The sequence below is a fragment of the Campylobacter sp. CFSAN093227 genome (assembly GCF_012897855.1).
Lineage (GTDB): Bacteria > Campylobacterota > Campylobacteria > Campylobacterales > Campylobacteraceae > Campylobacter_D > Campylobacter_D jejuni.
The window spans coordinates 621,911-637,088 of sequence record NZ_CP040610.1 but is presented as its reverse complement, the minus strand read 5'-3'; the positions used below and the strand labels follow the sequence as shown (position 1 = coordinate 637,088).

Annotated in this window: 13 protein-coding genes; all 13 read right to left on the bottom strand. The window is 27.9% G+C overall.

Translation table 11 applies throughout. The annotated features are described in order from the left end of the window. Positions 1 to 19 precede the first annotated feature (19 nt). The 13 genes from FBF06_RS03445 to FBF06_RS09980 all read right to left on the bottom strand — a co-directional run bounded on the left by FBF06_RS03445 (position 20) and on the right by FBF06_RS09980 (position 15,164). A complete protein-coding gene (locus FBF06_RS03445) occupies positions 20 to 2,569 on the bottom strand; it encodes a DEAD/DEAH box helicase family protein (RefSeq protein ID WP_002867719.1) in 2,550 nt (849 codons plus the stop codon). Next, positions 2,562 to 4,589, bottom strand: a complete 2,028-nt coding sequence (locus tag FBF06_RS03440) for a site-specific DNA-methyltransferase (protein ID WP_100620185.1) — start codon at positions 4,587 to 4,589, stop codon at positions 2,562 to 2,564. The genes FBF06_RS03445 and FBF06_RS03440 overlap by 8 nt, the downstream gene beginning before the upstream one ends. Positions 4,590 to 4,683: 94 nt before the next feature. Continuing rightward, positions 4,684 to 5,028, bottom strand: a complete 345-nt coding sequence (gene hypA / locus FBF06_RS03435; protein ID WP_057042590.1) for a hydrogenase maturation nickel metallochaperone HypA — start codon at positions 5,026 to 5,028, stop codon at positions 4,684 to 4,686. After that, on the bottom strand, positions 5,028 to 6,002 hold the full coding sequence (hypE, locus tag FBF06_RS03430) for a hydrogenase expression/formation protein HypE (RefSeq protein ID WP_002820822.1): 975 nt from the start codon (positions 6,000 to 6,002) through the stop codon (positions 5,028 to 5,030). The genes hypA and hypE overlap by 1 nt, the downstream gene beginning before the upstream one ends. After that, positions 5,999 to 7,090 carry a hydrogenase formation protein HypD gene (hypD, locus tag FBF06_RS03425; RefSeq protein WP_002799859.1) on the bottom strand — a complete coding sequence of 364 codons (1,092 nt, stop codon included), beginning with the start codon at positions 7,088 to 7,090 and terminating at the stop codon, positions 5,999 to 6,001. Before hypD ends, hypE begins: the two co-directional genes overlap by 4 nt. After that, complete coding sequence (locus FBF06_RS03420; RefSeq protein ID WP_002776342.1) at positions 7,074 to 7,355, bottom strand: HypC/HybG/HupF family hydrogenase formation chaperone; 282 nt, start codon at positions 7,353 to 7,355, stop codon at positions 7,074 to 7,076. Before FBF06_RS03420 ends, hypD begins: the two co-directional genes overlap by 17 nt. Further along, a complete protein-coding gene (hypB, locus tag FBF06_RS03415) occupies positions 7,355 to 8,098 on the bottom strand; it encodes a hydrogenase nickel incorporation protein HypB (protein WP_002793335.1) in 744 nt (247 codons plus the stop codon). Before hypB ends, FBF06_RS03420 begins: the two co-directional genes overlap by 1 nt. A 77-nt stretch (positions 8,099 to 8,175) precedes the next feature. Further along, complete coding sequence (gene hypF / locus FBF06_RS03410; RefSeq protein ID WP_052796693.1) at positions 8,176 to 10,365, bottom strand: carbamoyltransferase HypF; 2,190 nt, start codon at positions 10,363 to 10,365, stop codon at positions 8,176 to 8,178. After that, a complete protein-coding gene (locus FBF06_RS03405; RefSeq protein ID WP_052836720.1) occupies positions 10,346 to 11,866 on the bottom strand; it encodes a hypothetical protein in 1,521 nt (506 codons plus the stop codon). The genes hypF and FBF06_RS03405 overlap by 20 nt, the downstream gene beginning before the upstream one ends. Positions 11,867 to 11,907: 41 nt before the next feature. Next, a complete protein-coding gene (locus FBF06_RS03400) occupies positions 11,908 to 12,555 on the bottom strand; it encodes a M48 family metallopeptidase (protein ID WP_002902945.1) in 648 nt (215 codons plus the stop codon). Continuing rightward, entirely contained in the window at positions 12,531 to 13,847 is a 1,317-nt protein-coding gene (locus tag FBF06_RS03395) for an MATE family efflux transporter (RefSeq protein ID WP_168977539.1), read from the bottom strand. Before FBF06_RS03395 ends, FBF06_RS03400 begins: the two co-directional genes overlap by 25 nt. 88 nt (positions 13,848 to 13,935) lie before the next feature. Beyond that, entirely contained in the window at positions 13,936 to 14,583 is a 648-nt protein-coding gene (locus tag FBF06_RS09985; RefSeq protein WP_002858554.1) for a DUF2920 family protein, read from the bottom strand. After that, positions 14,553 to 15,164, bottom strand: coding sequence for a DUF2920 family protein (locus tag FBF06_RS09980; protein WP_010891868.1), 612 nt, complete (start codon positions 15,162 to 15,164; stop codon positions 14,553 to 14,555). Before FBF06_RS09980 ends, FBF06_RS09985 begins: the two co-directional genes overlap by 31 nt. Positions 15,165 to 15,178: the final 14 nt, after the last annotated feature.

Below are 15,178 nucleotides of genomic sequence, written 5' to 3'. Positions count from 1 at the left end.
TGGTAAAAATAAATATTACTTATCTTTCATCTTGAAAACTTACAAATTCATCAAAACTACTAAGGAATTTATCATTTATATTAAAGTTCTTGTTTATAAAAAACGGTAAAGATTGAAGAGTTAATTTTTTATCATCCTTGGTGGTTATTATTTTTCCTTTTAAAGTCTCTAAGAATTCTTCCTTCCAAGCATCTTTTGCTATTGCTAAATGCTCTCCTTTTGTTTCTATAAAACATTGTATGCTTAAAAAATTATCATCATCTTTATTTTTCTTACCAAAGAAAATAAAATCAGGTTCAAATCCCATAGCATAAGTTACTTCATCTTTTCTATTATCGTAAATTTTAAATTCTTCAAAGCCTTCATTTCTTATAACAAACCATTTAGAAAACACTTTATTGATTTCATCTTTTTTCACTTCTATAAAATTTAAAAATTCTTTTTCTAAATTACTATCAAAACAAAAAGTTTTGTGATAAAGCCACTCAAAATTCATTTCCTTAAAATTCTCTTTATTTTTAAATACTACCTTATTCCCTATATTAAATTCATGAGTTATAAACTCACTTACTTCGTATTCTTGTTTTATGTTTTGCTTGAGCGATTTAAAATTTTCTAAAATATATTTGGCTATTTCAAGATTATTTATTTGATTAAATTCTTGTCGTTTTGAAAAACAAACAACTGTATTTTTTAAACAATTTTCTATAAAATCTTTTTTGCTTTTAAAAGTAAAATTTTCATTGATTTTGTTAAAATCAAGTCCTAATATATTCATAGCTTTTAAAAAATATATATTATCTATATGATTAAGAGCAGATGGTTTTTGAAGATCATATTCTTCTTTGATTTCTTCAAATTTCTCCTCACTTTCTTTTATAGAATTTGAAAAATAAGGAATTTGCAAACCTTTTATTTTTTGTTCCATCTCAATTCTTGTAATGTAAAAATTTTTCAAATCACGCTTTTTGATTCTTTTATTATTAGCGTAATAAATTTTGTTATTTTTAATAATCTCTTTTATTTTTTCATTGACTATTAAATCTATGCGTGTTTTTTCCTCCTCAAATAATAATCCTTCTTTATTCATGCTTTCATTGAGTTGCTTGATAAACTCAACATCATTTCTAGTATGATAAGTTAATTTCTCTAAAGCATTTAACTCATTTTCAAGATCACTATCATACTTTCTTTTAAATCTAAACTCATCATCAAAATCAAACAAATCGCTTTTGAAAGAATAATATCTAGCACCTCTTCCTATAAGTTGTGCTTCCTTTGTGGTTATTGTTTTACTTGCCTTTTTATTTCCAAGCCTAACTATATCAAAAAGATTTAAAACATCCCAACCTTCATTAAGTTTATCAACGCAAAAAATAACTCTTATTTGATTATCTTTTTCTTCTAAGCTATTAAGTAAAATTTGATTTTTTTCTAGCTCTTTATCATCATTTGTGTTTAACATATAAAGCGTTTTAAAATTATTTTTCAAAAAATTTACAATAGTTTTTGCATAAGTATTTTGATATTCTTTTTTAAAAAACTCTAAACTTTTATTTAAAAGATCACTTTCTTTGTTTATATTTTTATAAAAATCTTCTATATGCAAGCTTTCTAAATTATCTATAAAATCTATAAATTTTTCTTGATTTTGCATAGATTCTTTTATAGATTCACTCTTAAGTAAAACAACAGGCTTTAATATGATATTATATTTTTGAGCCAACAACTCTCTATAAAGACTACAAAGCACGGCTCCTAAAAATCTATGTTCTAAACTATCATTGTCATACTTAACTAAAAATATACGTTTAGAATATCCCTCTTTGCAAAATTCTCTTAAGGTGTATTCATAAATAATTTTATCTTGATATTTCTCCAAAACATTAAATTCTTGCGGAATAGTAGCACTAAATTCAAATAATAAATTTTCATTATTGCTTTCATAAGCTCTTTTTATAATAGCTTCCCAACCTTCTTTAAGCTCGTTTTCGTTTTTGCTTTTAGTATCACTATTTAAATGATGAGCTTCATCAGCTAAAAATACAAGCTTTTCATCTTTTAAATCTTCAAAGCTTAAAGAATTTTCTCTTTCATTTTTAAAAAGAGAAAATAAAGCTTGTATAGTTGTAAAATATATATTAATGCATTCATTTTTGCTTTCAAAAAGATTATTTATAATATTAATTTCTATATTTTTAGAGTCTATATTTATATTTTCTTTAAAAAGATATTTGCTAGAATATTTATTTGCAAAATTTGCTTTAGTTTTTTCTAAAATCGAAGTAGAATTTACAAAAAATATAAAATTTCTATATCCTTTGTTATAACAATCTAGTATTAATGCAGCCATTATAAGAGTTTTTCCACTTCCTGTTGCCATATTAAACATTAAATGTCTTTGTTTTATGCTATCAGAATTTGCATAATAATACTTTAGAGCTTTTTCTTGATAAATTCTTAATTCTTTTGATAAATTCTCTTTTACGTAAAAAGGAATTTCTATTTGCTCTATACCTCTTTTTCCAAATTCTTCTTGTAAAAGCTCGTGTAGTTTTTTATTAAACATTTTCATCACCATAAAATATTTTATTAAGTTTTATTATTTCTTTAGACAAGGCATAATCTTCATCTTTTATATCACCATATAAAAGATAATCCATATTAGAGTCTAAAACAAGTTTTAAAATTTCTTTTTTGCTTTCTAAGTCTAAATTTTCAAATTCTTTATCTTTTAAAATTTCATTTATATCTACTCTATAATCTAAAAAAGCTTTGGTTTTTAACTCTTGATAAATATTATCTAGTTCTTTTTCATCATTTAAATTTTGTATTTTTTCTTTATAAATTGCATTAAGTGGCATAAGCTCAGCATAAACAAAATTTCCACCACCTTGCCAATTTATTGCTTTGCTGATACCACCTTGCTCACCTTCTATGACTTTTTTGAGTCTTTCTTTTGTGATAGTTTCTATATAATCCATTTGTTCTATGCCTATCCATTTGCGTTTCATTTTATGAGCAACGGCTAGAGTAGTGCCACTTCCCGCAAAAAAATCCATTACTATGTCGTTTTCATTTGTAGAAATTTCTATAATTCTTTGAAGTAAAGCTTCGGGTTTTTTTGCATTGCTAAATTGAGTATCCCCTTCTTTTGTTAAATTTGTCATTGCGAAAGCAAAATCCCATAAAGTTCCAGCTAATTCTTTTTTAAAAATTTGCTTATCTTTAATTTCTACAACATCTTTTAGCCATGCGAATAAATTTAATTTTTCTCCATTATAAAATTGCTCGTATACAACACCTTTATTTCTTCCACTTTTTGGGGTATATTCTATAGATATAAGATAAGGACTTAAATTTAATTCTTTTAATTTTTCAAGAACTCTCACTCTAATTGAACTTTGTGGTATCGTGGTTCTAAAAATTTTATTTACATAATGATAAAAAATTTCTTTCTCATTCATTTTAAAATCTTTTATCATTTGTCCTATGGATTTTATATCATAATTAATTCTTTCAAAAATTTTAATTTCATTGCCATCACCATCAAGTGTTGTAGCTATTAACTTTTTTTCACCGCCATTGAGTAGAGCCGAAGTATATTTCCAACTAATATTATTTTCTTTACAAAAACTTATATGAGAATACAATTCTCTAGAATCATATACAGATTTAAATTGTTCTAATTTTTCATAACTTTTACCATAAATTAAAATATACTCTATATTTTTCTTAAATCTTTTATCTTCTCCTCCTCCACTTGCTCCTGCAATATTTTTTAATTTAACAGCTATACTATTTACAAAATTATCTCTTCCAAAAATCTCATCCATAAGTACTTTTAAATATGCTTGTTCATTATCATCACATTGCACAAAAATCACACCATCATCTCTTAAAAATTCCCTAGCAATTTCAAGGCGATTTTTCATAAAAGTAAGCCAAGTAGAGTGTTTAAATTTGTCATTATAACCAAAACTATCATTACCCGTATTATAAGGTGGATCAATGTAGATTAATTTTATTTTATTTGCATAAAGCTTTTTTAAAGAATGTAACACTAGTAAATTATTGCCTTTTATGAGCAAATTTGGATTATTTTTTAAATATTCTTGTAAATTTTTTATTTCACCTATTAGTTCAAAATTCTGCAAAGCTTTTTTATCAAATAACACATCTATTTCATCATGAGCTAGTATTTCATTGAAAAATATCTCTTGTGTTTTTTGCTCATCTTTACTTTGTCCGCCTTTTATAATGCCATCTTTAAAAGCAAAATTTAATACTACTTCGTTATTTGTTTTTAAAAGAGATTTTGTTTTATTTGCAAGTCCTATTTTGTTAGCATAGCTTGTAAAGCTACCACTTAAATTTTTAAGATCTAAAAATGTTAAAAATTCATTTATTTTAAAAATCAAAACTTTTTTATTAAAAATAAAAAATCTATTTTTAAATTCTTCTTTATATTTACTTTCTTCTAAAAGATAATTAAACAATCTTTCATCATAATTTTGTGCTAAATTTCTAACTTGTCCTAAAGTTTCAAAATGTTCTTCTAAATCTTGCAATAATTTATCTTTTAGCATATTTTAATCCTTGTAAAATTAAAAATTTTATTTTATTATAATACTAGAAATTATATAAAATCAAACAAAAAACAATGTTTCTAAATTTATTATCTCACTCCATCACAAGTCGCATAAGGTGCAAGTCCTCACCTTGTGTGATTTTGTATTCTATACTTTGACATTTAGGACACTTAAAAACATTTTCTTCTAAAATGCTTGCTTGATCGCATTTTAAGCATAAAATTTCAAGTGGGGCAAGTTCTATAAAAAGTTTAGCATTTTTACAAATATTTGAGTTTTCTTTAAAAGTTTCAAAACAACGCTTAAAAAGATCCACTTCTATACCGCTTAAACGCCCGATTTTTACATAAATTTCTTGCACATTGTAAGCCTTATTGTTTAAGGCATTTTCTTCACAAAGTTCGATTAAAGATTCTACTATACTTAATTCGTGCATTAGCAAATTCTTGGTAAAAGTTCGCCTTTAGGGCTTTCTAAAAAGCGTTTTGCTCCATAAGCGTTTTGTAAGATCACGCGTGCTTTTTTCTCTTCTAAAACTTCTCCTATAATACTCGCATTTACATTGTATTTTTTTAGAATTTCCAAGGCTTTTAACCCATCTTCTTTTTCCACACAAAGTATAAAAGTGCCTTCATTTGCAAGCTCATAGGCTTCATAACCAAAAAGCTCGCAAAGTCCTAAAACCTCATCTTGAACGATGATTTTTTCTTCAAAGATCAAAAGATCATTTCCACTTTGCTTTGCCCACTCATTTAAAACCGCACTAAGTCCCCCACGAGTAGCATCTCTCATTGCTACAACCTTTATATCTTTTTCTAAAAGCTCTAAAACCTCTTTATCTAAAGCCTTACAATCACTTTTAACATTAGCTTCTAACTCATTTCTTTTGATTAAAACACTAGCTCCATGCCTTCCTATATCACCTGAAAGAAGTATGCTAAGCCCTGCTTTGATATTTTTACTTTCTTTTTTAGAAATAATTTCACCTAAGGCTGTAGTGTTGATATAAATTTCATCTGCTTTACCCTTAGGAACAACTTTAGTATCGCCACAAACTAACATAACTCCACATTTTTCACATTCTTCTTTAATGCTTTTTAAAATACGTTCTAATTTTTCTAGCTCAAAACCTTCTTCTAAGATAAGCCCTAAGCTTAGATATTTTGGCTTAGCACCCACCATCAAAACATCATTAATAGAACCACAAACACAAAGTTTACCTATATTAACCTCTTCATCTAAAAAAATCGGACTTAAAACAAAAGAATCCGTGCTTAAAGCCAAATTTCCCAAAATCGCCGCATCATTATTTGCGTTTAAAATTTCATTATCAAAGATCTTAAAAAGCTTAGTTAAAAGCTCATTCATCTCTTCTCCGCCACCTCCGTGGGCTAAGGAAATATTTTTCATGCATTCACCTTTGAGTATTTATAATACGCCGCACAAGCACCCTCGCCAGAAACCATACAACTTCCTATAGGACTTCTTGGCGTACAAGCCTTGCCAAAAACTTTACAATCATAAGGCTTGGCCAAACCTCTTAAAATTTGCCCACAAATACAGGCTTTGCTTTCATTTTTACTTTGCACCGCACAATCAAATTTTTTACTCGCATCGTAAGCGCTAAATTCTTCTTTTAACTCCAAGCCTCCATCTTTAATAAGTCCTAAGCCACGAAATTCAAAATCACACACCCTAAAGTATTTTTTTACTAAATTTTGTGCTTTAACATTGCCTTCTTTGCTTACGGCTCTTTTGTATTGATTATACACTTTAAAAGTGCCTTCATTGCTTTGTTTTATGATATTTAACACACTTTCTAAAATATCAACTGGCTCAAAACCACTCACCGCTATAGGGGTTTTAAATTTTGCTGCTAAAGGCTCATAAATACCATAACCTGTTATCACACTCACATGAGAAGGACCTAAAAAAGCATTGATTTTTACATTTTCATCATTCATGATCGCTTCTACAGGTGCTGGAACTGTGATATGATTGATATGAAAAAAGACATTATTTATTTTTTCTTCTATAACCTTTTGAAGAAGTAAAGCACTCATAGGCGTAGTAGTTTCAAAACCTATAGCAAAAAAGATGATATTTTTGTTTAAATTTTGCTTAGCAATTTCCAAAACCTCAAGCGGAGAATAAAGCGCTCTAACATCAGCCCCTTTAGCTCTTAAATCCAGTAAAGAAATTTCACTTCCAGGCACCCTTAAAAGATCCCCTAAAGTACAAAAAATCGTATCTTTCATGGAGGCTAACTTGATAGCTGTATCAATGCGAACTCTTGGCATAACACAAACAGGACATCCTGGCCCATGGATAAAGTTAATTTCCTTTGGCAAAATAGAAGGCAAAGCATATTTCATGATACTATGCGTATGCCCACCGCAAATTTCCATGATATTAATAGGATTTTTAAGTTCTTGTTCTATGAGTTTTTTTAAAGCTAAAATGCTTTCTTTATCTCTAAATTCATCGATGAAATTCATTTAAACCCAAATCTCCTTCATCACTTTTTATCTCTCCACTATTCATTTTTTCTACTATTTCTTGATAGGTTTTAATGCTTTCTAGTGCAGCTTCTTTGTCGATTTTTTCCATAGCAACGCCTACATGGATTAATACATAATCGCCTTGTTTTAAAGGTTCATCAATCAAATCCAAATTAACTTTTCTTTTCACGCCTAAAGTTTGTACTAAAGCATTGTTTAACTCATCGATTTCTAAAATTTCAGAAGGTATAGACAAACACATTAAAAAAGCTCCTTTTTAAGTTTAAGCACCTTATACCAAAGCTCCATATTGGTGCCATTTTTTGCATCAAGGGTGATAATATCTGCTCTAGGATTTAATTCTTTAATCAACCTAGTCGCCTCTTTAACATCAAAATCAAAATGATGAGCTAAATCTGCCTTTGTGATTAAAACTATATCAGCCTTTTTAAACATCACAGGATATTTTTGCGGTTTATCGCTTCCTTCGGTAACAGAAAGCAAAACCACATTTAAATGCTCTCCTAAATCATAACTTGCAGGACAAACCAAATTTCCAACATTTTCTATAAAAAGCAAATCCACATCATCAATGGCTAAATGATGCAAAGCCTCATGCACCATAAAAGCGTCCAAATGACAGCTTTGTCCTGTAGTGATTTGATACGCCAAAGCTCCGGCATTTTTTACCCTTAGAGCGTCATTATTGGTTTCTAAATCCCCTTCAATCACAGCAATTTTAAGTTCATTTTTCAAAGCCTTAATCGTGCTTTCTAAAAGCGTGGTTTTTCCACTACCTGGAGAACTCATTAAATTAATACAAAGCGTGTTAGCTTCATTAAAATGCGCTCTATTGTGCTTAGCTTCTTCATCATTTTTGCTTAAAATTTTAGAAATCACTTCTATGGTTTTGCTTTCTTTTAAACTTGGATTTTCATGATGGTGGTCGTGATGATGACCATGCGTATGGCTTGAATTTATAGAGCAGCCGCAATCTTTACACATTTTCTTTCCTTATATATTTTTTGTTTCATTTTAACCTTAAAAGCATTAAAAAATTATGAGTTTTTAGAATATTTGCTTTATTTTTCTAAATTTAAAAAATGCACCATTTGTCCTAAGGCTATGGAGCTATCATTACAAGGGTACTTTAAAGGTATAAAAAAATCAAAATTTTTAGCTTTTAAAATTTCAAGCAAGGTTTTGTTTTGAAAAACCCCTCCGCTTAAAAGCACTTTTAAATCATAATCTTTGCTAAAATCTATGATAAAATTTGCCAAGGCATTAAACATACCTGTAATCGCCTTAGTTTTTTCATCTTGCAAAGCCCCTAGGATTAAATTTTTAAAATTAACCTGCCCTTTTTCTACAAAAAGCTTATAAGAAAAATCAAGATTTTTATCATAAAAAGCTTCACACATTAAGCCAACTTGAGCTTCATAAGAACTTTTTTCTAAGTTAAAAACAATACTTCCAAAAGCATCGATAATGCGTCCTAAAGAACTTGTTTGTAAGTTAGAATGAGAATAAATTTTTTTAAGATTTTTAAGTTTAATTTTTGGAATTTTTGCTAAAAAATCCTTAGCCTTATCTTCTAAATCATAATGAAAAATAAGACTTAAGGCTAAATTTTGTATATTTTTAATATCACTATTTATAAGAGTGAAATTTTCAAAATGTGCAATTCTTTCATATTCTTTTAAATTTCCTACAAAAACTTCTCCACCCCAAATTTTACCATCTTCGCCATAACCTGTTCCATCACAAATAAAAGCTAAAGCCTTTTCATCTTTTGCAAAATTTTCTTCGTATTCAAAATAAGCCGCACAAAAATGCGCATAATGATGAGAAATTTTAATCCTTTCTTCAAATTCTTTTGCATAGCTAAAATGCGGGTGTTTATCGCACAAAATCGCATCAAATTTCAAATCATAATTTTGTTTAAAAAATTCTAAAAGTTTAAAAAATCTCTCATGCACATCAAGACTTTTCAAATCCCCTATATAAGGAGAAATTAAAAGTTTATTTTCATAAAAAATCACAAATTCATTTTTAAGTTCCGCACCCAAAGCTAAAAAAGTGCCTTTTTTATTAAAATTTCTTTCCAAATAAAAAGGATTTAAACCCCTTGAAGTACGCAAAAACATAGTTTTGCCATTTACCACTTGAGCTATGCTGTCATCACTTGCATTGATAATTTCCCTATCATAATCCAAATAAAAATCAAAAACTTTATCAAGTTTTTTACACAAATTAAACTCATCTTTAATAATACTTTCTCCGCTTAAATTTGCACTCGTTGCTACAAGGCTTCCTTTAAAATACTCAAAAAGCAAAAGATGTAAAGGTGTATAAGCTAACATAATACCGATTTTATCAACATCAGGAGCGATTAAAGAAAAGGCTTTTTTTGCTTTTAAAATCACAATAGGAGCTAAAACCCCACCAAGCAAAGCTTCTTCTTTTTCATCTATAAAGGCAAGTTCTTTAGCACTTTGTAAATCTTTACACATCAAAGCAAAAGGTTTTTTAGGGCGATTTTTTCTAAGTCTTAGAGTTTTTAAAGCTTCTTCATTAAACGCATCACACATGAGATGAAAACCACCTATGCCTTTTATGGCTAAAATTTTACCTTCCTTTAAAAACTTCGCACTTTGCATAAAAGCTTCTTGATCTTTGGCTAAAATTTCACCCTTTGGATTTTTAAGAAAAACATTGATTTTACACTTAGGACAACTGATGGGCTGGGCATGAAAACGCCTATTTTTAGGATCTTCGTATTCGCTTTTACAAAACTCACACATCAATAATTCTTGCATGGAAGTATGGGCTCTATCATAAGGAAGACTTTTTATAATACTAAAGCGTGGCCCACAATGTGTGCAAGTGATAAAGGGATATAAAAAGCGTGGATTTTTTTCATCAAAAAATTCTTTTTTACACTCCTTACAAAGCGCAAAATCGCTTAACATAGGCGTGCTTTTTGTATTCTCTAAAGAAGGAGTAATGCTAAAATTCTCATAGTTTGAAATAGAAATTTGCGTGATTATAAGCTTATCTATTCTTGCTAAAGGTGGAAGATGATTTTTTAAATTTTCTATGAAATTTTCACATTCTTTTTGAGTGCAAGCAAGGATGATTTCTATCCCAAAACCATCATTTCTTACTTCTCCAAAAAGCTTTGATTTCAAAGCTAGTTCATAAACTAAGGGGCGAAAACCCACCCCTTGAACTAGACCTGAAATTTTGATCTTATACCCTAAGTGGCGCATCGCTTAACTGACAATTTTTAAGATGTTTTAAAGTATTTTTAAGTAAAGATTTATGTTCAAACAAAGATCCACTTATAAGTGCTAAATCACTTTGCTTTTTCTCTCTTAATTCATCATAAGTATCACGCAAGAAATAAGCCAAACTCTCAACCGCTCCATAAGCGATATTAGCACTATCCACTCCTGCTAGCATAAAACTCATAGCAGATCTTAAGGTTCTTGTATGATCAAAACTTTTATCTTCTTTCAAACGATAATCAATCTTTACTCCACGAGGCATTTTTGACTCATCAGCGATTTTTAAAAGCTCACTAGCACTCTCTTGTAAATTTCTACCCAAATTTAGCACTCTGCCTACTAAGCCAAGCAAGGAATAAAAATTGTTTTGAAGCTCAAAATTTTCATCTAAAAGAGGAAATTCCTTGTTAAAATTTTCTAAAAGCCTTGCACCAATTTCATCTTTTTTAATCTCTTTATAAAGTTCTTTGCTGTGTTTTGGTAAGCAAAGTTTAAGTAAATTAAGCTCTTTATTGATAAGCAAAATATCTTCATAGTCCTTACTTAGCTCTAAAATAAAAGCTTTTTCTTTATAACGGCTTACAAGATAAGAAATTCTTGCCATATTTTTATCTTCTTTAGAAAAAATAAGCTCTCTTGCCTTAGCATTGATAAATTCAAAGCCTTCCAAAACCACCACTTGCTCATCTAAAGCACTGATATAAAAATCTTTTTGATACTCTTCTATCTTTTTTACGCTCAAAAATTTATATTCATTTTCAAAAAGTTTTAAACCTAAAGCAAAACAAAATAAATCCCTAGCAAGTCTAATTTTAAAATCACTAAAATCAAGATTGTGATTTTTTCTAAACATAGCATTAAGCCTTAGCTTCATCAAAGGTTTTTCTAAACTTGCAAGAAGTTTTAAATTTTCATTTGAACAAACAAAAACTGAATTTATAGCCTTAATATCACAAGGAAGTAAAAAATCTCCTATAAATTCGTTCTTAAACAAAGAAAATTCATAAATACCATTTTTATCTTTCAAATAAATCTTTTTTTCTTGACTTAACAAATCAAAGGCAAGATTTAAAAAAGTATTGAAATTTTCTTCATTGATTTTTTCAAATTCTGATAAATTACTTGAAAATTCACACTCACAAAACACGCCCCATTCGTTTTTGTTTAAAAGTTTTTTTTCTTGATAAGCATTAGAATTTAAATGAGTAATATAAGAAAATCTTGAAAATTCTTTATCTTCTGGTATACAAGGGTTAAAACCCTGCCCCGCTTTTACATCAAATTTTTTCAAAAAAACGCTATGACTCATGAAATTCAAAGAATCGCAAAAAGTCTTTAAATTTTCTTCATCTGCATCGATAGAAAAATGATAAGTATTTTCTTCTTTACTAAGGATATAATTGTAATTTTTCGCATAAAAACGCAATAAATATTCAAAAATATCATTATCTGCATTATAAATAAAATCAAAATCCAAAGTCATATTATGCCTTTTTTGAAAAATAAACTATAAATATAACATTTTTAACTTAAAAATTCTTTCTCTCTTTGCCTAAAATCACTCATAAAATGCTCTATAAAAGTATAAAATTCTTTGCTATGATTGGGAAATTTTAAATGGCTAATTTCATGCAAAATCACATATTCAATAGCTCTTAAACTCTTTTGAATGAGTTTTAAATTTAAATTAATATAAGCTTTATTGTGATTGCAAGAACCCCAACGTGTTTTCATATTTTTAATGCTTAAATGCGTGTAAAATAAGCCTGTTTTTTTACTCCATTTTTTAAGATAAAAAGTAAAAATCTTTTTAGCATTTTGTCTTAAAAATAAATCCAATTTTGCTTTATTTTGACAAATTATTTTATCTTTATCAAAATAAATTTTTTTGGCATTTTCATCAAAAATAATTTGATATTTTTTAGCTAAAAAGATTAACTCATCATCTTTTAAAACTTTTTTTTCAAATCTTGTTTTTGCCTCATTTATCCAAGAACTTGATTTATCTAAAAACTCATAAACACTTTTAAAGGTGCAAAAATAAGGAATACTAAGAACAAATTCACCCTTTTCATTTAGCCTTAATCTTAAAGTTTTTATGCATTTTTTAGAATAAAAATAGCACTCATCTTTATAAATAAATGATTTTAAACTAGAGCTTTGCCTTGCCATTTTTTACTTTTCCATCTGTATGAATTTACCATTCCACGCAAAAATTCATCTGCACAAAATCCTATCCAAACCCCTAAAATTCCAAGATTAAAATGAAAACAAAGCACATAACCCACAGGCAAAGATACCCCCATCATAAAAACAAGTCCGCTAAAAAATGGAAACTTAGCATCGCCACTTGCGCGCAAGGAATTAACCATAACTATATTAAAAGTTCGTGAAATTTCAAGAAAGATTGAAAGAGCAAATAAAGGTATCATTAAATTTTTTAGCTCTTCTTTAAGCCCTAAAATTTGCATAGTAAAATCTTGACAAAGATAGTTTAAAAACGCCACTAAAGCACTCGCTATTACACTAAAATATAAAGCACGCCAAGCATGTTTGTAAGCGATATTTTCATACCTAGCACCGACTAATTTACCTACTATGATTTCATTAGCTATGCTTATAGCTTGTCCTATAAGCATGATAAGCATTGAAATTTGAAAATAAATCGTTTGCACACTCAAACTCGCCTCACCTAAGCTTGCTACAAAAGCAAAAGCTATAGTATATTGGACTATCCACAAAAGATTTTCCCCTGCTGAAAATCCTCCTATATTTAAAACCTTTTTTAAAACTTCTTTTTCAAGTTTTATCATTTCTTTGATTTTAAGATGAATTTTAAGTTTATAAAAAAGTATCGCAAACAAAGCAACTATAGCAACAATACGGGCAAAAATATTGCTAAGCCCTACTCCAAAAAGTTCTGATTTTGTATGATGCAAAACATAATAATTTCCACAAATCACCACTATATCCATCAAAAAACCTATAAACATGACCCAATAAGCCATATTATAAACCCTTACAATAGCCGCTAAAACAATACCTATGGCATCAAAAAACAAACAAATTGCAAGCATATGTAAGTAAATTTCGCTATCTTTGAGCAATTCTTGTGGAATTTTTAAAAGATAAAGCAAATACTCCCCATGCCATAAAATAAGCACACCGCATACAAAGCCTAAAAGTGCATTTAAGAACAAACTTTGATGAATCACTTTTCTTGCTAAAACATGATCTTTTGCACCAATTGCTTGTGCGATCACCACGCTACAACCCACACTTAAAAATGAAAAAATAGTGATAAAAAGATCTAAAATTTGATTTCCAGCGCCCATAGCACCAACAAGAAAACTAGAATAATGCGACACCATAGCGGTATTGATAATCACGGTTAAATACTTAGAAAGCAAATCCCAAAATATAGGAAAACTGAGTCTTGTTAAAGAGAGTTGTTTTTTTGCCATGATGTTATCTTATCTCTTTTTTTAAATATTTTTTTAAAAAACAATTCTACTTAAAAATTACTTTTTTAAATATAAACATTTAATATACTCAATTTGTTATATTTAAAATAATTTGATGATTTTCTTCTTTGAAAGTATACACTAGCTCATCACATTTATATGAGACTTCCTTCTTGCAAATTTTATCTTGCAAAGGTTCTTTTAATATTTGCAATAAATGTTTTTTAAAAAATAATTTTGTGCTCAATCCCATTCCATGATTTAAATTTTTAATAAACTTATTATCAACTTGTGAAATAGCAAAAAATTCTACTTTAAAATTTAATTCTTTTAAAATATGTACAAAATTTTCCTTATTTTTAAAAGGAGATCTTTCATCAAAAATACTATGATATAAAATATATTTTGGATTTGGGTATAAGCTTTGTATTATTAGATGTTCTTTGTTTAATGGTTCTCTTATGATTTTTCTAGCATTTGAAAAATAATTTTTTGAAAATTTATTATTATTCCAATAAGTTTTATCACTTAAATATAAAAATATATTTTTAAATAAAGTATCATCATATGTTCCATGATATCTAGTAAAATCGATTTCTTTTCCAAAACCTATAAGTCTAAAAATATTTCCAAACAAATTAACAAAAGAAGAATTATCTAATATAAAATCAATACTCCAAGGAGCTATTTTTGCACATAAATTTGCTAAATATCCGCCATATGAATTTCCAAACAAAATCGTTCTAATACCCCCCCCCTCATTAGTTTAAATGGAGAATTTTCTTTTATATAAAAAATAGCATTTAAAATATCCATAGCTTGCATTATACCAAAATTTTGATATTCATTTTTAAATGGTAAAAAACTTACATGTGTTTTTAACTTATAGTTTTGATGTAATTGTTGATTTAATTTTAATTTTTGAATTTCTTGATCTATTCTTATAAAAGCATTATTTAGATTTTCATAAGAATTTATACCATAAACATTTATACATTTTAAATTTATAGCCTTTAAACTAGTATCTAAAATGAATTTATCTATATCATCCAAATAAAAACTAGAACCCAAATGAGGTCTATTTCCTATACAATGATAGTTAATATTAATAACAGCAACTTTATAATTTCTAGTCAAATAATCATCAATATAAATATAACTATTCATATCTTCAGCACCACCTGGAATAATACAAACAATAGCTTCTATTTCTTTACTATCATCATAAGTCAATCTAAATTCTAATTTACTTCCCCTTTTGATATTTAATTCTACATCATCACAAGAATCTATAGAATAAATTTGGTTTATAATCATATTAAACCTTTTTT